This is a genomic window from Gracilibacillus massiliensis, from assembly GCF_001458115.1.
GTDB lineage: Bacteria > Bacillota > Bacilli > Bacillales > Amphibacillaceae > Gracilibacillus > Gracilibacillus massiliensis.
Genome location: NZ_CZRP01000011.1, coordinates 471,403 through 493,098 on the forward strand (window position 1 = coordinate 471,403; position 21,696 = coordinate 493,098).

The following is a 21,696-nucleotide window of genomic DNA, read 5'->3' on the forward strand; positions in this document are numbered from 1 at the left end:
TAATCAAAATATCGAGGAGGATTTTAATTATGACAACCAATATCGTATTAATCGATGACCACAAGTTGTTTCGTGAAGGTGTAAAGAGGATCTTAGAATTGGAAGATGGCTTTAATGTATTAGCAGAAGGTGATGACGGATCAACAGCAACAGAGCTTGTAAAAAAATATAAGCCAGATGTTGTGCTTATGGATATTAACATGCCTGATGTCAATGGTGTAGAAGCGACTGCTGAATTATTAGAAAAATATCCTGGAGTTAAAGTGATAATTTTATCGATACATGATGATGAAAACTATGTGACACACGCATTAAAGTCAGGTGCTCAAGGTTATTTATTAAAAGAAATGGATTCAGATGCTTTGATCGACGCGATTTCTGTAGTGTCTGAGGGAGGTTCATACCTACACCCGAAAGTCACTCATAATCTTGTGAAAGAATATCGCAGACTTGTTTCAGAAGAAGATGCTTTATATGATTCTGATAACACACTATCCAGATTAAAAGATATTGAACACCGCAAACCACTTCACCTTCTGACAAGACGTGAATGCCAAGTGTTACAATTGTTAGCAGAAGGTAAAAGTAACAAAGGTATCTCAGAATCTCTTTATATTAGTGAAAAAACAGTTAAAAACCATGTGAGTAGTATTTTACAAAAAATGAAAGTAAAAGACCGTACCCAAGCAGTAGTCATTGCTATTAAAAAAGGCTGGGTTGAGATATTATAGAAAAAAGCTCCTGAAAAGGGGCTTTTTTTATTCACCTAGATACTGTATATCCAATTAGTTTGGACTATGCAAAGTAGACAATATTAGGTAGAATATAATAAGTATATCCAAAACAAAAGTAGAAAGGTACGATTAAACCATGACAGTTGCTATAATCACCGATAGTACCGCATACATATCAGAATCACAAAGAAATCAAATGAATATACATATGGTCCCACTTAATGTCGTATTCGGAACAGAATCGTATCAAGAGGAAGTAGATATTACCACGGATGAATTCTACCCAAAAGTGAGAGAAGTAGAGCAATTACCGAAAACTTCACAACCCTCGATTGGATTGATTACCGAAAAGTTAAGAGAGCTGGCAGAAGTACATGATCAAATTATTTTTATCACATTATCAAGTGGAATTAGCGGAACATTCCAATCTGTTGTGACTGCCCAAGCGATGGTAGAGGATATCAACGTATTTCCGTTCGACTCTGAAATCAGCTGTATGGCCCAAGGCTTTTATGTATTAGAAGCAGCAGAAATGGCGAAAGATGGACAAGATGCCGAAACAATTATGAAAAGGCTCCACCAAATGAAAACGTCATTAAGAGCGTATTTTATGGCAGATGATTTAACACACCTTCACCGTGGCGGCCGATTAAATGGCGCACAAGCATTAATTGGAAGTATGCTTCAGGTCAAACCAATTCTTCATTTTGAAGATACTAAGATCGTTCCTTATGAAAAAATTCGAACAAAGAAAAAGGCATTAAAGCGTATATTTCAATTGTTTGAAGAAGATGCATCAAAAGGAGCGCCAATCAAAGCTACTGTCATTCATGCCAATCGTGAAGCAGAAGCAATGGAATGGAAACACCAGTTAGAATCTCGTTTTGAAAACGTGGATGTATGTGTAAGTTATTTCGGTCCAGTTATCGGAACCCACTTGGGTGAAGGAGCACTTGGCCTAGGCTGGTACAAAAAATAAGAAGGTGGGTTTTCCCATCTTCTCACTAAAAAAAGGAGATAGTTAATGAATTTTTCTGACTTCCTCGCCGGTAAACTCTTATTACCTCAAGAAATTCCACTAAGTACAGCTACGATTTCTTATTTACACCGCACCAATCAAATTAAAAAACATCCAAGTATCGAACAAAAATATAACAGGTACCAATGCTTGCGCTGTGGTAATCGCAAACAATCATTATTTGCCAACCTGCCATGTGCTAGATGTCAAAGTCAACATCTTTATTGTCGGAATTGTATCGCCACTGGAAGAGTATTAGCTTGTGAGCATCTCACGACCTGGACTGGTGATCCGCCGAAATGGCCAAAACAAGTAAACCCCTGTAATTGGAAAGGTACCTTAACGAAACATCAACAACTAGCAGCAGAAACATTAAAAAAGGCATTAGCATCTCATCAAGCCGAACAATTAGTCTGGGCCGTTTGCGGATCTGGTAAAACGGAAATGCTTTTCCCAGTGATAGAACTTGCGATTAAAGAAAATCGACGTCTATGTATTGCAACGCCTAGAGCAGATGTTGTAAGAGAACTATTTCCCCGAATCAAACAATCATTTCCGCAAACAGAGACCGAGGCCTTGTATGCAGATTCACCTGACCGCACCGAAATAGGCCAACTCGTCATTAGTACAACCCACCAATTAATTCGCTATCAAGAGGCGTTTGATCTAATGATTATTGATGAAATCGATGCTTTCCCGTTTCATCATGATCCAACCCTACCTTTTCTATCAAACAGAGCATGCAAAGAAGATGCGACAAAAATCTATTTAACCGCAACCCCGAGACCAAGCCAGCAAAAACAAATTTCTAAAAAGAAACTTCCCACCATTTTTGTTCCAATTCGTTATCATGGACATCCCTTACCAATCCCTCAACTGCAAATAGAGTGGAATTTAAGAAAAAAACTAAAACGAGGAAACCAACCTAATACACTCCAACACTTTATCAATAAACGTACAAATCAGCGACAGTTACTTATTTTTGTTCCGAGCATTGCCTTGTTAGAGAAGGTGGCCACTCTTTTAAAGGCAGAGTCAGTTCATGCAGGGGATCCGAAGCGAAAAGAGAAAGTCATAGATTTCCGTCAAAAAAAGATAGATGTATTGATTACAACTACTATTTTAGAACGTGGTGTAACGTTTCCCTCTGTTGATGTTGTCGTTCTTGACGCAGGACATAAAGTCTTCGATGAAGCAGCTTTAGTACAAATTGCAGGAAGGGCTGGGAGAAGTCCAGATGATCCGACAGGTGAAGTAGTGTTAATCCATCAAGGGAAAACAACTGCCATCGAACAAGCAATTACCCAAATTAAGATGATGAATAAGAAGGGGATGAAACTATGAATTGCATCTATTGTCAGGAAAGCATTGACCAATCGGTAACATGGTCGACGCTCTTCATTTCTGCTTCTACTAATAACTTATGTCATGATTGCAGAGCCCAGCTTCAGGCGATAACAGATGTAATTTGTGAAAAATGTGGAAGATCAACGAAAGAAAAAGTGTGTTCCGATTGTAAGCAGTGGTTAGCGTCAGAAAATTTTCAATCGGTCCTCGAATATAATCGCTCGATTTATCAATACAACCCTTTTATGCAGGATATAATAGCTCAGTGGAAATATAGAGGCGATTATCAATTAATCTCAATTTTTGAAGAGGCTATTTCTCAAAAGATCTCTAGTCTTTTTCCCATTAAATCACTAACAATTGTGCCGATTCCGCTAACGAAACAAAGATTGCAGGAACGAGCATTTAACCAATCAGAGGCAATTACTGAAATCATTGCAGCAAAATCCCATATTCCGATCGTAAATGCCTTAGAAAGAAACTCACAACATTCAGAAAAACAGTCGAAAAAATCAAAAAAAGAACGAATGACAACAAAAAATCCATTTCAATTAACGCAAAAGCTTCAAACCAATGTGCTTCTGGTCGATGATATATATACAACAGGTATGACGATTCATCATGCAGCAAAAGTATTAAAAGATGCAGGATGTGCGAAAATCTACAGTTTCACTTTAGTTAGATAGTTCTATAAACCTATTTAGTTATGATATAATATAACAAAATCCAACAGAGAGAGGTGCTAATAATGGGTGAATTAGCAAATTGCGCCAGATGTGATAAAGTGTTTGTTAAAACAACCAAATCGGTCTGTCCAGAATGTATAAAAGAGGATGAAAGATTATTTCAAATCGTTTACAATTTTTTAAAAAAACGTGAAAATCGCCAAGCAACCATTCCAGAAATTGTCGAAGCAACAGAAGTGAAAGAGGATCTTATTCTACAATTTGTTAAAGATAATCGACTGAGATCAACGCAATTTCCAAATTTAAGTTACCCTTGTGAGCGGTGTGGTGAACCAATCGCTCGTGGTAAGTTATGCGATAACTGCACAACCGATATCTCATCTGACCTACGTCACGAACAAGAATTGCAACGAATCAAGCGTAAAAATCAAGAAGAAGAAAACAAAAAGGCCCGCACGTATTTTACAAGAAACAAGAACTAGTATAATTTGTAAAGTAGTCGGAGGATCACTGTGACCGGAATATAAATAGTTTTATTTCAGATATTTACCTATATATGTTGATTTCTTCACGGGAATCTAGTTACTGTTGACGGGAATTATCATCCGCTAGACGGGAATAAAGCATTTTTCCCGTGAAGAAGAAGACAATTCCCGTCAAGAACAAATGAATTCCAGTGAAGAGAGACTTAATTCCCGTCAAGAATGTACTGATTCCCGTGAAGAAAAATTATGCCATACTAAACGAATGTAATAATCTTCGCTGTTTTTACTAATAGCTTAAAATTCAGACGATTTCAAGTTCTATTTGAACAATCGTTTGGTTATCTCTAATTGTACAATATATTAAACCAGTCTCTTTTTAGTGATAAACGAGCTATTTCTCCTACTTTCGACCTCTTCTCAATACTACTCCAAACAGATATACTAAAAGAATCATTAAACATTTAAAAGAATCGTCCGATATAATAGTTAAATCACTACGTGCGAAGGAAGGAAAGAGGTGAAAGGTCTTGAAAATTCATGGACCAAATCATTCCAATATTAACCCATATCAAAATCAAAAGAACATCCAAAAAAACGATACGAAATCGACTGGCAATGCCTACAAGCCCGATCAACTGGAAATTTCAGATAAAGCATTAAAAATGCAACAAAAAGACGCTCGCCAAAAGTATGTAAATGAAATTAAACAACAAGTAGATGCCGGTGAGTACCAAGTAAATACACAAGAAACAGCGAAGAAAATCCTGAATTTCTGGAAAGCCTAATAAAACGTAAGTAAAAGGAGCAGACGAATCAATGTCCGTTCAAACGATTATTGACCATCTAAGAAAATTGATAGAGTTACATGATAGCTTAGTACATGTTTCCAAACAGAAGACTGAAATACTGAAAGAAGGAAACATGGATCATTTGCAAGAATTGTTGAAGAATGAACAAAAACATGTTCAGGCCATCAATCAAATCGAGCAAAAACGATTAGAGGCTGTTCATCAGTGGGCAGAGACTAACCAATTAGATCCAACAACTATCACCGTATCGACTATCATTGAAGAGCATACAAGTGGAGCGGATCAAAAAGATTTAGAAGAGGTTACCTTAACGTTAGCAGAGCAATTGATGGAGTTACGTCGGCAAGAGGATTTAAACAAACAACTAACCCAGCAATCGTTGCAATTCGTTCAACTATCACTTGATATGATGCAACCATCGATAAAGAATATGAATTACGGAAAAACCAAAAAACAACCTGATACGTCTGCTCCAAAACGTTCGGTATTTGATTCGAAAGCATAAGTAGGAGGAAAGAGCATGCCATCAACTTTTAATGGATTGGAAGTGGCGAAACGTGCACTCCATACCCAACAAGCAGCCCTATATACGACAGGACATAACATCGCCAATGCCAACACAGAAGGCTATACAAGACAGCGAGTTAATATGAGTCCAACTGCACCATATCCACCTGCATCGAGAAATCGTCCAGAAATACCAGGGCAAATTGGTAGTGGTGTCGAAGCAGGTTCCGTTGAGCGAATTCGTGATAGTTTTATTGATAAACAATTCCGTCAAGAAAATACGAAGGTTGGCTTTTACGAATCGAAAGCAGATATGATGTCAAAAATGGAATCGATTCTAAATGAACCGACAGATGAAGGGTTATCACAAACTCTCGATTTATTTTGGCAATCATTACAGGATTTATCAGTAAACCCTGAGGATTCTGGTGCTCGTTCAGTAGTAAAAGAGCGTGGTAATGCCTTAGCAGATGCCTTTTCCTATGTCCATAATTCCTTGCAGGACGTCAGAGCCAATCTAAAGAATGAAATTGGTGTCGATAATACCGAAGTGAACTCGCTAATTGATCAGATCAATCAGTTAAATGGTCAAATAACGAAAATCGAGCCACATGGTTATGTACCAAATGATTTGTATGATGAACGTGACCGCCTAATCGATGAACTTTCAGAATATGTAGATATAAAAGTAGATTACCGTAAAAGTTCAGGTCAACCAAGCCCAATTGCTCAAGGAATTGCAACGGTAACATTAATCACAGACAGTGATGATGTCGAAAATGGTAATAATGAGGCAATCAAGCTTGTTGATGGCAGTGTAGGCGTTGAATTAGGTAGTGATGAAGCAGTTCGACATGTTTTTAGCGATTTTGATAGTGATAATAATTTAAAAGCACTATTTTTTGACCAACCTGACCGAGATTTAACCGTTGAAGAACAAACAGAAAATCTTGCAGCTAATTATGACAATGAAGTACATATCTATGCGAGTAATTACGATGTTCAAGGGAAGCTCAAGGCATTGATTGATGGGTCTGGCTATCTGGAAGGGTTCCAATATGATGGAACAGGTAATGAAGATGGCACACCATCAGGCGAAATTAATGAGATGCTTACGAAATTAGACCGCATGGTAGAGAATTTCGTGACCGAATTTAACGCTGTACACAATAATGGCTATACCTTAACGACTGATGCTGCAGGTGACGCTGTACCAGGTGGCGACTTTTTCACCGGAACGACAGCAGACACGATCTCAGTTGTCGAAGCAATCCAAGAGGATGCAGACCTCATTGCGGCAAGCAGCTCTGGTGCACCGGGTGATGGTGAAAATGCTACAGAGTTAGCAAATGCCTATACCAAACGGGTAGAAGAATTTCTGTCATATGACGATACAAATCCCGAACAACTAGATGATAAAGCAACGATCAAAAGTTATTTCGAATCTGTTATCGGGGAAATGGGTGTTGTTGCTCAGGAATCACAACGTATGCAAGGGAACTCACAGATTCTAAGACAACAAGTAGAAGAATCACGACAAGCAATCAGTTCTGTCTCATTGGATGAAGAAATGACCAATATGATTCAATACCAGCATGCCTATAATGCCGCAGCACGAAACATGACAGCAGTCGACGAAATGTTGGACCGAATCATTAATAACATGGGCTTAGTAGGGAGGTAATTAAATGCGTGTCACTCAAAGTATGTTAACGAACAATATGTTACGTAATTTAAGTAGCAGTTATAATAGTTTAGGAAAATATATGGAGCAATTATCAACAGGTAAGAAGATCAACCGCCCCTCTGATGATCCAGTTGTAGCGATGAAAGGGATGGATTATCGAACACAAGTAAACCAAGTAGAGCAATATGAGCGAAATATTGGTGAAGTTCATAATTGGATGGACAACTCTGATTCTGCACTTGATAAGGTACAAAAAGGCTTAGAACGTCTTCGTGAATTAGCAGTTCAAGGTGCAAATGGAACGTATGAAGAAGGACAACGTGGCAATATCGCATCAGAAGTTGAGCAGTTAAAGGAACATGTGCTTGAGATTGCGAATACAAAGGTTAATAACAAATACATTTTCAGTGGAACAGAAACGACTGGTAATGGTGGAGACAAACCATATGTATTGAATGATGATGGTACGTTTGTTAATCCAATTAATAATGATGACGTTCGAATAGAAGTATCAGATGGAACAAAAATTCGAGTAAATGTACAACCGGACAGTATTTTTAACGAAGAATTATTCTCTGATCTAACAGATTTTGCAGAAGAGCTTCGTGAAGGAAACGATGATGAAGCTTTAGGCGAATTTATTAGCAGAATGGATACACATATTGATAATAATGTAAATGCACGTGCTGATTTAGGTGCACGACAAAATCGAATCGACTTGATTGAAAATCGTGTGCAGGAACAAGCAGTAACGGCAAAAGATATGATGTCTAAGAATGAAGATGCTGATATGGAGCAAGTGATTATGAATTTAACATCTCAAGAAGCAGTCCATCGAGCGGCATTAAGTGGTGGAGCACGAATTATACAACCAACTTTATTAGACTTTTTACGTTAATACTGAAGCCTTACCTTGATTTTTAAAAAAAGGTGAGGCTTTTTATCACGGTGTTAGGTTGATGAAAGTCTCACTATGTGAATGGAGGGATTCATATGCAGTTACCTCAATTACGAATCCAACAGCAAAACGCGATGATCGGTATTCAAACCAGAAATGCACAATTATCGATTGAAGCTGGACCAGCCAAACAAGAAATCAAACAACCAAAAGCAGACCTGCAAATTAATACGATAAAAGGTAAATTAACCATCGATCAGTCAAAAGCCTTAGCAGATGTTGGGATTATTCCTACTGAAGAATCGGTTAGCAGAATGGCAGACAAAGCCATGCAAACAGCAATAGAAGGGGCAAAAAAACGCCGTCGCCAAGGTGATATGCTTATGAAAATTGAAAACGGTGGCAATCCTTTAGCAATAATCGCAAAACAAAATGGCCAACGACCCGAAAAACAATTTAATATCGGCTGGATACCTTCCGGTGATGCGGTGAAGTTTGATTATCAACCAGCGGAAGTTGATATAAACGCTAAAGCAAATCCACCCCAAATAAGTACTCAACCAACGAAAAATCAATTTAATTACCAACGAGGCGGTATTGATGTTTATCTAGAACAAGAGAACTCCATTAATATTGATTTTGTCAATGTGAAATTTGTCGGCAATAACTTTGAAATGGAAGTATAGAAAGGTGAAACTATGCGAATTAATACGAAATACTTCGGTGAAATCGAAATCAATCAAGAAGAAGTCATTCATTTTCCACAAGGAATACCAGGTTTTTTAGAAAAAAAAGATTTTATACTATTAAGTTTTGAGGAGAACGGCTTATTTCAAGTGTTGCAATCGACAGAAACAATTGATCCAGCATTTGTGGTAGTAAATCCATTTCTTTTTGTCAAAGATTACGAATTTAAATTAGATGATACAACAATCGAACAACTGAAGATCAAGCAAGAAAATGATGTACTTGTGTTAGCGATTATGACGGTTAAAGACCCACTTGCAACGAGTACAGCAAATTTACAAGCACCAATAGTCATCAATCAAAATCAAAAATTAGCGAAACAATATATAACCGGTAATACAAAATACACATCAAAAGAAAAAATATTCAAGCAAACCTCCAATACAGAGGGGGAAAAATAATGTTAGTACTAACTAGAAAACTAAATGAAGCGATTCAAATCGGTGATGAGATAGAAGTAAAAGTATTAGCAATAGATGGTGAACAAATTAAATTAGGAATCTCTGCCCCTAAAAATGTTGAAATTCACAGGCAAGAGATTTATCAAGCAATTCAAGCAGAAAACAATGAAGCAGCGGACATTTCGACAAATTTACTCGAATTAATAAAAAAAAGTGATAAAAAGTATTAAACATCTAGTAACATTTACCGATAGTATAAGTAGGAACTAATTCAGTGACTGGCGGCCGCTTTCACTAATTAGTATACAACCACAAGGATGTGGAAACTTACAATTCTCAAGGAGGAACAATACTTATGATTATTAACACTAATATTCCAGCGATGAATACTTATCGCCAAATGGGAATCAATCAAAACGCTACACAAAATTCTATGGAAAAACTATCATCGGGTCTTCGTATTAACCGTGCTGGTGATGATGCAGCAGGTCTAGCGATTTCTGAAAAAATGCGTGCTCAGATCAAAGGTTTAGATCAAGCAAGCCGTAACTCACAAGATGGTATTTCTATGATTCAGACTGCTGAAGGTGCATTAAGCGAAACACATAATATTCTACAACGTATGCGTGAACTTGCAACACAAGCTTCCAACGATACAAACGTAGATGTGGATCGTGAAGAAATTCAGAAAGAGATTAACCAATTAACTAGCGAGATTAACCGTATTGGTAATACTACTGAATTTAATACACAGAAAGTTCTTAATGGTGGGATGGATTCAAGTAATAGTGATGCTATTACTGAAGCTACCAGTGCAACTGCTGTGGGAACAGCTTCAGCAGGGGCTACAACACTTTCTACTACAGCGGGCGATAATACAATAACCATAGATAATCGAACTTTTGATTTACAAGGTTTGGACTTCGCAGCTGGTTCTGGTAGTGCTAATATTGAAGCTTTAAAGAATGTAACTTCAGGTGGACAAAAGTTATCTGATTTCGCAGATGTATCATATGATAGTAATGGATTTTTAAATATTGAATCAAAATCAGAAGGTTCTTCTAGTTCAATAAGTTTCAGCTTAAGTGCTGATGGTGTTGAAGCTTTAAAAATAGCTGATGGTACTGAAGTAGAAGGTGATCCAACTACCATGGAACGGGTAGGGATTGCTGGAACAACGGCTGTAACTAGTGCTTCTATTGGAGCTAATGAATCGCTTACTATCCAGCTTGGAACAACCGATACTGGTAATGCTAACTATCCAAGTTATACGGTGGATTTGAAAGAAGGAGATTATGAGGATACTAATGCAGGAAGAGCTCAATTGATTAATGACCTTAATGCTTCTCTTCAAGACGCTGGATTAGATGGTGAAATTACTGCTTCTTTATCTAAAGATGATGAGGTGCAGTTTATTTCAGAGAGTGGACGAGATTTCTCTGTTGCAGATAATGGTGGAACTCCTCTGTCTACACTAAAGATGACAAATACCTTAAGTAATGTAGAACAAGTAGTAGATGCAGGTGCTCAAGGCTCAGGATTTACTTCAACCTTCCAAATTGGTGCTAATGAAGGCCAATCAATTAATCTTAATATTAGTGATATGAGAGCTTCAGCGCTAGGAATTACTGGAAACGCAGGTCAATTAGGTTATACAGATGCAAATAGTGTAACAAATGGTACTAATGATATTAAAGCAGAAGCAGCACTAGATGTTTCTTCTCATGAAAATGCTTCAGCTGCAATCACAGCAATTAACGATGCTATTGAGAAAGTTTCTTCAGAAAGATCTAATTTAGGTTCTGTACAAAACAGACTAGAACATACTATTGCCAACTTAGATAACTCATCAGAAAATCTATCAGCTGCGGAATCTCGTATCCGTGACGTCGATATGGCCAAAGAGATGATGGAGATGACTCGTGCAAACATTCTTTCTCAAGCATCTCAGTCTATGTTAGCTCAAGCAAATCAACAACCACAATCAGTACTACAATTGCTAGGATAATTGATTGAATTATTATGGAAAAGCCGACTGAGGTCGGCTTTTCTTATACAAAAAAGGATGAAATACCATGGAGCAAAAAGAATTAGAAATTACAATAAAAGAAATGTTAAATAATTTATTGCAAAGATTCAATGTAACAATTGAGCATTTTAATAAAATGGAGTTCGAAAAAGGAAATGAGAAGCTTCAATTTATATTTGAAGATTTAAATGTTTTACTTGAGGGCGTTTCTATAATAGAAGAGAATTATACAGAAATAGAAATAGAAGAAATAAATGAAAAATTGGAATTAATACTAAATGAGATGGAAAATAAGAATTATTCACTTGTATCTAATATAATAGAATATGAACTCTATCCTTTATTACAACACTGGGAGGAGCATATTATCCATGCATAAAGAGAATAGTTACTTGATAAGTATCTGTATGATGGTGAAAAATGAAGAAAGTAATTTATCACGTTGTTTACAAAGTATAACCCCACTTTTGGATAGAAGTGATGTTGAATTAATAATTGTGGATACCGGGTCTATAGATAACACTATTGAAATTGCAAATAAATATACTAAAAAAATCTTTTATCGAAAATGGCAAGATAACTTTTCTGAAATTAGAAATTATTCAATTTCCGCTGCAAATGGTAAATGGGTTTTTATAATAGATGCTGATGAGGAATTTATTGAATTGGATAAAATCATTAAACTATTAAATTCTAATGATATTGATAATTATAACGCCATTCAGTTATTAACCAATAATATTCTTTATAAAGATGGCTCTAAGACAATTATTACTCCAAGTTGCCGGATATTTAAAAATGGGAATTTATCATACGATGGTGCCATCCATAATCAACCCATTTTTAATGGACCTGTATACAATACCAATATATACTTTAATCATTATGGCTATATTAATGATGATAGAGAACTGATGGATAATAAATTCAATCGTACTGCCACTATATTAAAAAGAGAAATTTTAAAAGATCCTAATAATGTATATTATCAATATCAATTAGCAAAGTCTTTGGGAATGCATGGAGATCATATCGAAGCCTTACAACAAATCAGAACGGCTTATAAAGTAATGAAAGAAAATAAACAAATTAAACTATATATTTACTTGACGTATGCGAATTTAGCATTACTGAATAAGTGTTACAATGAAGCGGTTGAAATTTCTGAAGAGGGATTACAATTTAATGATCAATATATTGACTTATTTTTTATTCTATCTAAAGGTTTATATAATATAAAAATGTATCATGAAGCAATTCACGCTTATAGAAGGTATCTTAAACTTTATGAAATTGGAGAAAATTTATCGATTTTTGATGATGCTAGTCTTGAAGTAATTTATTTTGAAGAAAATTATAAATTAAATGTTATTAAAGAATTAATTATGACGGCGATAGAAATTAATGAGTTTAAAATTGCAAATGAATATATCCATCTTGTTAATAATACAAAAGCCAAAAATAAACTCGCTATTGAATTGTATTTGAAATCAGAAGATTATACAGCTCTAAAAGAGTATCTAATAGTCCATTTCCATGAAACTGAATATCCAACCGAAATCGAAAATCTAGTCGAAGAGGTTTTAAATAATAAAGATGATAAAGTTATAAGAGATATAAGTGCAATATTCGCAGACGAAGAAACCTCCTATGGTATGTTAAATAATATAAGGTCAATGGATGATGAACGAGTACAATCAATCCTTATTAAAGAGTTTTTTCAGAGTTATGATATAACTACTTTAGGTAAAAATTACTATGTGATCTTTGAAATAGCAATTAGTGTTAACTTCCCAATATTGAAAGAATTAAAAAAAGCAAGTTCAAGATATATAAAACATTTAGTTTTATATTCTTTTGAAAAGAGTACTGACTTAAGTTCATATTTTTATGATTATATGTACTCAACTTCAAATATTCGAACTAGTGATTTCCAAACAAATAGAGTTTACTGTGCAATTTCGAATCCTATATTGTTACATGAACAGGAAAAAGCGAATAAGGAAGAGAATAAGCAATTAAAAGATGAACGTTTATTTGAAGCCTTTAATCAATATATTGCTAGTGGAGAAAATTATATTAACTTGCTTTATCAAGTGGATAGATTGCGAATTAATTACAGTGTAGTTGATGATATGGAACATCAATTATTTATATTGCTTTATTTATCTGCACAATCTGCTAAAAAAGGTGATGTAAAAACTACGATTTCTTATTATAAAAAAGCAGTTGATGTATATAAACCATTTGCAAAATATTTGGAAATATATTTGGGTAAGTTATATCAGGATATAGCAAAGGGTTTAATAGAAAAAAATATGTATGAAGAAGCTATGGAAATGTATGAAGAAGCATTAATTAAATCGGAATCAGATGAAGAGCAGGATGATATACTAAATAAGATTACTTCTTTGGAAGGTTCTCAACAACCTTAAGTATTTTAAAATAAGTAACTCTACAAAAAAATAATTCATTGTAAAGCCTGATACACTAAAAAGTTATGAATCATATTGCTAATTATGACAAAACATAACCATCAAATATCTGATAGAATTAATAATTAGCTAAGTAGTTGTTTATTTTTATTTCGTAAATTTATAACATAAGTGATTGAGGAGTTACTAAGGAAATATATACGTAATTAATTTGAAATAGGTGAGGCCTTTTGAATCATAAAAATCGGAAAAAAAAATCTTTAAATAGTGCTACTCCAAAGATAAAATATTTCATTAATAAATTAAACAAAAATACCCAAGAAAATAACATAAACGAAATAATAATAACGTTAGATAAGTTAGATAAAAATAACCATATCTATCAACATGTAGTAGATTCACCATTAGTTCTAGAAATTATTGAAATTCTAATAAATTACAAAGAATTTTCAAGAGCATATAAACTGATAGATTACGGATTATTCCTTGATAATCAAAGAGCAGATTTACATAAGAGCATAATAAAAATACAACTGTTATTAGATAGAAAAGAAGAGGCTATTTTATATTATGAAAAATCTTTAGCTCTTATTGAGGGAATTGAACAAAGAAAAACTTTAGAAAATCAATTACAGCCATTTTTTATTAATGAAGATGAAGATAAAAGAAGTAAAAGAATGCAGAATTTATCATTCAGTCAAATGAAGGAATTCTATACTTATGCCAAGAAGTATTATGAAAACTTATTGTTAGATGGATCACTTACTAACGATTCTGAATTGCTCTCATTGTTTAAACCTACTAAGCAAACTTATAATAGAACAACATTTTTAGATGAGGTGGAACATAGATGATTGTAAATATTTGTTGTTGTGGATCGTCAGGTAGTACCTTATTAAGTCATTTATTAAATAGGCATCCTGAAATGGTATGCGGAGAGGAATTAAGTATTTTTTCAAATAATAAAATGTATGAAAAATTTAATCTAGTTAGAGATAATTTTGACTTTATTATGAATAAGTCATTACCTGATTTTCCTTATAGTCCTTTTCCTAATCAACCGGGTAAACAAATTCTAACAAGTTATTCAACCTATAATATGAATTATTCAGATCTAAAAAACTGGATCTTACAAGCTAATACTTTTATAGACTTTACCTTTCATATAAAAGAACATATCTTAAATATGACAAACAAGAAAATCTGGGTAGAAAAAACTCCAGAAAATATAATGGCAGTTGGGAATTTTTTGAATCATTTTAATGGAGACAATGTTAAAGTGATTCATATAGTAAGAGATCCGAGAGATGTAATTCTATCATTAATGAAGAGAGGATATACCTTTACCAATTCGGCAGAAAGGTGGCTATCTTCAGTAAGTTTCATCCAAAAATATCGCAATGATGATAGGGTGTTAGAAATAAGGTATGAAGATTTAGTCAATTCACCTAATATTATCTTAGAAAAAATTTGTGAATTTATTGATACGAAATTTCACAATGATTATTTTTATTCTGACAGATATGAATCGAAAAATATTAAACGAGAAAGTGGTCTAAAAAGTTGGGATAATAATCCTAAGGCGAAAATTAGTAAGAACTCTATAAAAAAGTTCCAAAATTCAAGTATTGACTTCAATATTTTAAAGAAACTTATAGTAACTAAAGAATTTTCTTCTTTAGTCGATATAAATCAATATTCTCTTATAGAACTTGCGAATCTGTATGGATATGAGTTTGAATAAAATATTCTTATTTGACTAATGTACTAGAAAGGCTATATTATATGACAACAATACAAAGTATCATAGAGAAATCAACTACGCTTGGCGTAATCGGATTAGGCTATGTAGGACTGCCCCTCGCAGTAGAAAAAGCAAAGGCGGGTTACCAAACAATTGGCTTTGACATACAGAATTCAAAGGTAAACATGGTAAACCAAGGAAAGAATTACATTGGTGATGTAGTTAACGAGGATCTTTCAAATTTAGTAGCAGAAGGATTGTTGAAAGCTACGACAGATTTTTCTGAAGTAGCTCAAGCAGATTGTGTATCAATATGTGTACCTACTCCACTTGACGAACATCAACAGCCAGATATTAGTTATGTAAAAAGTTCTGTTGAAAAATTAGTTCCTTATTTACATAAAGATATGTTAATTGTATTAGAATCTACAACCTATCCAGGTACAACCGAGGAAATTATCAAACCAATTTTAGAGTCATCAGGTTTAAAGTGTGGGCAAGACTTTTACTTGGCGTTTTCTCCGGAAAGGGTGGACCCAGGTAACTTAATCTATAAAACGAAAAACACTCCAAAAGTAGTTGGAGGAGTTACAGCTAAATGTACTGAAGTTGCTGCTACTTTATATGAAAATATACTAGAAGCTCCTGTGCATAAAGTTTCTTCCCCGGCTATTGCTGAAATGGAAAAGATTCTGGAAAACACTTACCGGAATGTTAATATAGGTCTTATTAATGAATTAGCTATATTATGTGAAAAAATGAAGATTAATATTTGGGAAGTTATTGAAGCAGCAAAGTCAAAACCATATGGCTTCCAAGCCTTTTATCCTGGACCAGGTTTAGGGGGACATTGCATACCGCTAGATCCATATTATTTATCTTGGAAGGCTCGAGAATATGGATTTCATACATCAATGATAGAATCTTCAATGATGATTAATGATAGAATGCCTGAATATTGTGCTGAAAGAGTAAGCAAAATATTAAATAAACAAAAAAAACCTATTAACGGATCTAAAATATTGGTATTAGGAGTAGCTTATAAACAAGATATCGATGACTTTAGAGAAAGTCCTGCAATCAAAGTCATAAACGAATTAGAAAAAGAAGGTGCAGAAGTAAATTTTTACGATCCTTTCGTAAAAAAATATCTCTTTAAGGATAAAATAAAATATGGAGAGAGTCTTCTAACAAAAAAAATCATAAATGATGCTGATATTGTAATTATTACAACAGCTCATACAAACGTAGATTATGAGTTAGTTTGCCAAAATGCCGAAGTAATATTTGATACGAAAAATGTATTAAAGGATAAAGTAAAACGTAGCAACATAGAACTTTTGTAGGAGAGATCAGTAATGACTTTGAAATATGCTATCATTGGCTGCGGTAGAATAGCAGATAATCATATTGCGTCAGCTATAGAAAATGAATTGGATATTGTAGGTTTTTGTGATTTGAATATAGAGAAAGTCAAAGCGAAAATTGATAAACATCAATTAACTAGTAAGGTTAACGTATATACTGATTATATTGAGTTAATAGAAAATGAAAGGCCAGATCTAGTCGCTATTTGCACCGAAAGTGGTAACCATGGGAAGATAGCTATTAACTGTTTGGATCGAGGTTGTCATTTAATTATCGAAAAACCAATTACACTTTCTTTAGAGGAAGCAGATGATATTATAAATAAAGCGAAAGAAAAAAACTTGAAAGTAAGTGCTTGCCACCAAAACCGTTTTAACAAGTCTCTACAAAAAATCAGGGAAGCATTAATACAAGAAAGATTCGGCAGACTTTTGCATGGAACCGCTCATATTAGATGGAATCGTGAAAAAGAATATTATAATCAAGCACCTTGGAGAGGGACATGGGAACAAGATGGCGGAGCTTTAATGAACCAATGTATACATAATATTGATCTGCTTCGTTGGATGATGGGAAATGATATAGAAGAAGTAATTGGTATGACAGATAATCTTAAACATCCATATATAGAAGCAGAAGATTTAGGAATGGCATTAATAAAATTTTCAAATGGTAGCTATGGTATGATTGAAGGAACGACAAACGTTTATCCAAATAACTTGGAAGAAACACTGTATATATTTGGTGAAAAAGGAACTGTAAAAGCTGGCGGAAAATCTGTTAATATCATAGAAGAATGGAATTTTGCAGATTCTAATGATGATCCTGAAATGATAAAAGCCACTTATAAAGAAAACCCACCAAATGTTTATGGGTTCGGTCATACTCCATTATACGCAGATGTAATCGATGCGATTAACAATAACAGAGAACCTTATGTATCGGCTGTGGATGGTAGAAGGGCACTAGAACTTGTTTTAGCTATATATGAGTCAGCCGCTAAAGGAAAGGCTATATCTTTACCTATGCGGAGAGGGAGTACAAACGATTTTAAAAAGGTAGGTTGGAACCAATGACGGCCATTGTACATCCAAGTAGTTATATTGATGCTAACGTTAGCATTGGTGAGCGTACAAAAATCTGGCATTTTTGTCATGTTCAAGCTGAAGTTCAAATAGGCACTAACTGTACCCTAGGACAAAATGTGAATATCTCTTCAAGAGTAAAGATTGGTAATAATGTTAAAATACAAAATAATGTTTCTGTGTATGAAGGCGTCGAACTTGAAGATTATGTTTTTTGCGGTCCTTCTATGGTTTTTACTAATGATTTAACACCAAGAAGTAAATTCCCAAAAGGGAGAGAAAATTACCTGCGAACCATAGTGAAATACGGAGCTTCCATTGGCGCAAACGCCACTATTGTTTGTGGTAATACTATAGGGAGTTGGGCAATGGTAGCTGCAGGTGCAGTAGTAACAAAAGATGTACCAGATTATGCCCTTGTAGCAGGAGTACCTGCAGAACAAATTAACTGGGTTTGTGAGTGTGGAAATGTATTGAACAATCAGTATAATTGTACGGAATGTTCAAAGCAATATTCTTTAATTGACGGAATTTTAGAAAGGGTAAATTAATTTTCTGTTATAAAATACAATTGGAGTTAATTAATATGGAATTTAGAGGATTAAAAGCACAATATCAAAAATATAGAAGTGAAATTGATGAATCCATACACAATGTACTACAAAAAGGGCATTTTATCGGTGGAAGTGAAGTGCAAGAATTAGAAGAACAATTAAGTAAATATCAAGGCGTAAAACATTGCATAACTTGTGCTAACGGAACAGAAGCAATGTCATTAGTTTTAATGGCTTGGGGAATTAAAGAAGGAGACGCTGTATTCGTTCCAGATTTCACTTTCTTTTCCACCGCAGAAGTGGTAGCTTTAATTGGTGCTACTCCCATTTTTGTAGATGTTGATCAGGGCACTTTTAACATGGACCCAGTGAAATTAGAAAAGTCCATTACAAAAGTAATACAAGAGGGGAAATTAACACCAAAAGTTATTATTCCAGTTGATTTATTTGGACTTCCTGCAAACTATATAGAAATTAAAAAGATTGCAAAACATCATAATTTATTAATTTTGGAAGATAGTGCCCAAGGATTTGGTGGAAAAATAGGAGATAAAAATGCAGGCAGTTTTGGTGATGCTGGTACAGTTTCATTTTTTCCAGCAAAACCATTAGGAGCTTATGGTGATGGAGGTGCAATTTTTACTAGTGATGATCGATTGGCAGAGACCATAACTTCGTTAAAAATGCACGGAAAGGGTAAAAATAAGTATGATAATATCAGAATTGGATTTAATTCTAGACTAGATACCATTCAGGCTGCTGTTTTACTTGTGAAGTACAGAGCATTTGTTGAGCATGAGTTAGAAGATATAAATAAAGTTGCTAAAATGTATGATGATGAATTAGCATCAATAGTAAAAGTACCCAAGATTCCACAAGGTTATTATTCAAGTTTTGCTCAATATACAATCAAATTGAAGCATACAACAGATCGCGATGGTTTACATAATCATCTACTTAATATGGGTATTCCGAGTTTTGTATACTACCATAAACCAATGCACAAACAAACAGCATTCTCATATTTGAAATATAACGATGATAACTTTACAATAACTAATGAATTATGCAATACAGTTCTATCATTACCAATACATCCTTACTTAACAGAAAAAGAGATTAGCACTGTAGTAGATAATGTGAAATCGTATTTTAATAATTAGTATTTAAATAGGGGAGAAAATTCCTTTTTTACCGATCATAGATACTTAAATAGAAAACGATAGCTATGATCGGTAAAGTATTAATAAACTTATGATCATTTATTTTTGAGGTTGATATCTAATAACTGCTCAAGATAATGACGGTTTTGACTATAATCAAGCCAACTTTTATCTGAAATCTTATCACCAACCTTCAAATCAGAATAAAACCATTTTTTTAAGTGGTGAAAGTCTTCTAATGAGATAAAGTCATTTTCAACTAAAAAAATCACATTTAATTGCCAGCCAAAACCCACTTTAAATTTATCTATAGGACTAGCCATTATCTTTGACATATCAAGAATTTTCATCCAAAATAAATCGTCGAATAAATTATGTTGAGTAACTTCTGCATTAGTAATCAGTTTGTACATGTTTTCACCTTCATCATAAAATTCTCTAACTGTGATTATTATCTATAAATTTCACATAAGTTTCAAATCGAATTCTAGCACCTAGTTATTGGATAGAAACAGTAAGACTAGATTTTAATTCGCTAATATTTGCCTTATGTAATCTTCCTATTAATTTTCATCATATTCTCGTAAATGCTTCCATTCTGACTAAGGGGGCAGATCCTTCCAAAAGACAAATGTTCTCTTGTAGTAGTTAGTAATGAATGGTTGCACTTCCTAAAAGGCACCACCCAACACAATTTATTCTATCTGCAAATATAAGGTGCAAATTTCATCGCTAACTAACATATGCAACCGCGTTTTTTAAAAATTCAATTTCTGAAATGATTTCGTATTCAATTCTTTCATATTGCTATAGTGCAGTTTCATTAATAAAGAGAGTTGGTACTGAGTTCATGTTATCCATTTTAATTTTTTTCAAGATTAAAGCAAAATTATTTGAAAAAATCTAGTGTTTTAGAATTAGAATTTGGATAATTATGATCACTTTATGGTAATATTGGATCGTCTAGTTAGAACTTCGGAGGGTGCTTTAGTCATGAGAATTTTTCGTCAATTATTTCAAATAGAAGATTATTCAGTTGAAATAATCGATCAGCCTGTAAACCATGTCTTTCAAGAGGTCGAGCCACTAATAGATGCAATAGAAAACAACCAAATGACAAAGTTCTCCTATCACCGTGCAAATAAGTATTATGACATCCATGTGACGAAACTCGGTAACCGTGTAGATGATTTGTTTCTTGTTGTCTGGAAGGATGTAACAGATAAGACGCTGTATGAGAAGCGATTACAGGAAATGGCTACAAAAGATCCGTTAACAAAATTATATAATCGGCGAGCATTTATTGATAGGTATAATAAACGTGACAAGGAATCGGAGTATAGCTTTTTACTATTAGACATCGATTATTTTAAACATTTCTATGACCAATATGGACATTTTGCAGGTGATAAAGTACTTCAAAAAGTAGCCCATTTAATGCGTCAACACTTTCCCAAAAAAGATGCCGAAGTAGCACGACTTGGTTGAGAAGAATTAGGCGTTTTACTAAGAGCAGATAGTAAGCTAGCGATAAAACAAATTAAAGCTTTTCAACAAGCGCTCAAAATGAAAAGTAAAGAAATAGATATATCCATAACAGAAGAAATAACAGTAAGTGTAGGAGTTGTTCAAGTAAATCGAACCGCACAATTTGAAGAGATCTATCAGAAAGCAGACAAAGCCATGTATCAAGCTAAGGACGCAGGAAGAGACTGTGTGAAAGACTATCAAGGGAAACAGGGACACGTTTTGGTATAGTGCTTGTCACTAACTGGATTTTGTCGAATTGTATATTGGAATAAAATCTATCAATCACGTTAGTTTTATTATTCTTTCTATGATAGTTCCAGCAATAATTCTAAAAAAGCTAATGTTGATACAACTGAAAATGGATAATATATATCAGCTTGATGACTTTATAAATCATTAAGGCAATTTGAATAAAATCCAAATTGCCTTAAGTCTTGCCTTTACATGGATCCTCAATTTTACAAGAGGC

General features: G+C 34.1%; 22 protein-coding genes and 1 pseudogene. 22 read left to right on the top strand and 1 reads right to left on the bottom strand.

Annotated features, from left to right (window positions below):
* Nucleotides 1-29: 29 nt before the first annotated feature.
* From BN3107_RS05820 to BN3107_RS05920, 21 genes are all read left to right on the top strand, one after another.
* The gene (locus BN3107_RS05820) at nucleotides 30-731 is read left to right on the top strand and encodes a response regulator transcription factor (protein WP_058306678.1); all 702 of its coding nucleotides are present in this window, start codon (nucleotides 30-32) and stop codon (nucleotides 729-731) included.
* Nucleotides 732-870: 139 nt separating this feature from the next.
* On the top strand, nucleotides 871-1,713 hold the full coding sequence (locus tag BN3107_RS05825; RefSeq protein ID WP_058306679.1) for a DegV family protein: 843 nt from the start codon (nucleotides 871-873) through the stop codon (nucleotides 1,711-1,713).
* A gap of 45 nt (nucleotides 1,714-1,758) precedes the next feature.
* Nucleotides 1,759-3,096: a DEAD/DEAH box helicase gene (locus BN3107_RS05830; RefSeq protein ID WP_058306680.1), complete on the top strand. Its 1,338-nt coding sequence runs from the start codon at nucleotides 1,759-1,761 to the stop codon at nucleotides 3,094-3,096.
* Nucleotides 3,093-3,785, top strand: a complete 693-nt coding sequence (locus BN3107_RS05835) for a ComF family protein (protein WP_058306681.1) — start codon at nucleotides 3,093-3,095, stop codon at nucleotides 3,783-3,785. Before BN3107_RS05830 ends, BN3107_RS05835 begins: the two co-directional genes overlap by 4 nt.
* A 62-nt stretch (nucleotides 3,786-3,847) precedes the next feature.
* Entirely contained in the window at nucleotides 3,848-4,267 is a 420-nt protein-coding gene (locus tag BN3107_RS05840) for a TIGR03826 family flagellar region protein (protein ID WP_058306682.1), read from the top strand.
* Between the two features lie 530 nt (nucleotides 4,268-4,797).
* A complete protein-coding gene (flgM, locus tag BN3107_RS05845) occupies nucleotides 4,798-5,055 on the top strand; it encodes a flagellar biosynthesis anti-sigma factor FlgM (RefSeq protein ID WP_058306683.1) in 258 nt (85 codons plus the stop codon).
* Nucleotides 5,056-5,086: 31 nt separating this feature from the next.
* Nucleotides 5,087-5,584 (top strand): flagellar protein FlgN, encoded by a 498-nt coding sequence (locus BN3107_RS05850; protein WP_058306684.1) that lies wholly within the window; start codon nucleotides 5,087-5,089, stop codon nucleotides 5,582-5,584.
* 15 nt (nucleotides 5,585-5,599) lie between these two features.
* Nucleotides 5,600-7,270 carry a flagellar hook-associated protein FlgK gene (gene flgK, locus BN3107_RS05855; RefSeq protein ID WP_058306685.1) on the top strand — a complete coding sequence of 557 codons (1,671 nt, stop codon included), beginning with the start codon at nucleotides 5,600-5,602 and terminating at the stop codon, nucleotides 7,268-7,270.
* 4 nt (nucleotides 7,271-7,274) lie between these two features.
* Nucleotides 7,275-8,171 carry a flagellar hook-associated protein FlgL gene (gene flgL, locus BN3107_RS05860; protein WP_058306686.1) on the top strand — a complete coding sequence of 299 codons (897 nt, stop codon included), beginning with the start codon at nucleotides 7,275-7,277 and terminating at the stop codon, nucleotides 8,169-8,171.
* 95 nt (nucleotides 8,172-8,266) lie between these two features.
* Complete coding sequence (locus BN3107_RS05865) at nucleotides 8,267-8,857, top strand: DUF6470 family protein (RefSeq protein ID WP_058306687.1); 591 nt, start codon at nucleotides 8,267-8,269, stop codon at nucleotides 8,855-8,857.
* 12 nt (nucleotides 8,858-8,869) lie between these two features.
* The gene (fliW, locus tag BN3107_RS05870; protein WP_058306688.1) at nucleotides 8,870-9,319 is read left to right on the top strand and encodes a flagellar assembly protein FliW; all 450 of its coding nucleotides are present in this window, start codon (nucleotides 8,870-8,872) and stop codon (nucleotides 9,317-9,319) included.
* Nucleotides 9,319-9,549 (top strand): carbon storage regulator CsrA, encoded by a 231-nt coding sequence (csrA, locus tag BN3107_RS05875; RefSeq protein WP_058306689.1) that lies wholly within the window; start codon nucleotides 9,319-9,321, stop codon nucleotides 9,547-9,549. Before fliW ends, csrA begins: the two co-directional genes overlap by 1 nt.
* Before the next feature lie 125 nt (nucleotides 9,550-9,674).
* Entirely contained in the window at nucleotides 9,675-11,327 is a 1,653-nt protein-coding gene (locus BN3107_RS05880) for a flagellin N-terminal helical domain-containing protein (RefSeq protein ID WP_058306690.1), read from the top strand.
* 67 nt (nucleotides 11,328-11,394) lie between these two features.
* Entirely contained in the window at nucleotides 11,395-11,727 is a 333-nt protein-coding gene (locus BN3107_RS05885; protein ID WP_058306691.1) for a hypothetical protein, read from the top strand.
* Nucleotides 11,720-13,783: a glycosyltransferase family 2 protein gene (locus BN3107_RS05890; protein WP_058306692.1), complete on the top strand. Its 2,064-nt coding sequence runs from the start codon at nucleotides 11,720-11,722 to the stop codon at nucleotides 13,781-13,783. Before BN3107_RS05885 ends, BN3107_RS05890 begins: the two co-directional genes overlap by 8 nt.
* Nucleotides 13,784-14,013: 230 nt before the next feature.
* Nucleotides 14,014-14,637 carry a hypothetical protein gene (locus BN3107_RS05895; protein ID WP_058306693.1) on the top strand — a complete coding sequence of 208 codons (624 nt, stop codon included), beginning with the start codon at nucleotides 14,014-14,016 and terminating at the stop codon, nucleotides 14,635-14,637.
* Nucleotides 14,634-15,527, top strand: coding sequence for a sulfotransferase family protein (locus BN3107_RS05900; RefSeq protein WP_058306694.1), 894 nt, complete (start codon nucleotides 14,634-14,636; stop codon nucleotides 15,525-15,527). Before BN3107_RS05895 ends, BN3107_RS05900 begins: the two co-directional genes overlap by 4 nt.
* 41 nt (nucleotides 15,528-15,568) lie before the next feature.
* The gene (locus tag BN3107_RS05905) at nucleotides 15,569-16,873 is read left to right on the top strand and encodes a nucleotide sugar dehydrogenase (protein ID WP_058306695.1); all 1,305 of its coding nucleotides are present in this window, start codon (nucleotides 15,569-15,571) and stop codon (nucleotides 16,871-16,873) included.
* Nucleotides 16,874-16,885: 12 nt separating this feature from the next.
* Complete coding sequence (locus BN3107_RS05910) at nucleotides 16,886-17,971, top strand: Gfo/Idh/MocA family protein (protein WP_058306696.1); 1,086 nt, start codon at nucleotides 16,886-16,888, stop codon at nucleotides 17,969-17,971.
* On the top strand, nucleotides 17,968-18,531 hold the full coding sequence (locus tag BN3107_RS05915; RefSeq protein ID WP_058306697.1) for an acyltransferase: 564 nt from the start codon (nucleotides 17,968-17,970) through the stop codon (nucleotides 18,529-18,531). The genes BN3107_RS05910 and BN3107_RS05915 overlap by 4 nt, the downstream gene beginning before the upstream one ends.
* Nucleotides 18,532-18,566: 35 nt before the next feature.
* The gene (locus BN3107_RS05920; RefSeq protein ID WP_058306698.1) at nucleotides 18,567-19,697 is read left to right on the top strand and encodes a DegT/DnrJ/EryC1/StrS family aminotransferase; all 1,131 of its coding nucleotides are present in this window, start codon (nucleotides 18,567-18,569) and stop codon (nucleotides 19,695-19,697) included.
* 95 nt (nucleotides 19,698-19,792) lie between these two features.
* Here BN3107_RS05920 and BN3107_RS05925 read toward each other — a convergent pair whose 3' ends face one another.
* The gene (locus tag BN3107_RS05925) at nucleotides 19,793-20,110 is read right to left on the bottom strand and encodes a hypothetical protein (RefSeq protein ID WP_058306699.1); all 318 of its coding nucleotides are present in this window, start codon (nucleotides 20,108-20,110) and stop codon (nucleotides 19,793-19,795) included.
* Nucleotides 20,111-20,810: 700 nt separating this feature from the next.
* Here BN3107_RS05925 and BN3107_RS20095 point away from each other — a divergent pair.
* Nucleotides 20,811-21,455, top strand: a pseudogene (locus BN3107_RS20095) (GGDEF domain-containing protein).
* Nucleotides 21,456-21,696 lie beyond the last annotated feature (241 nt).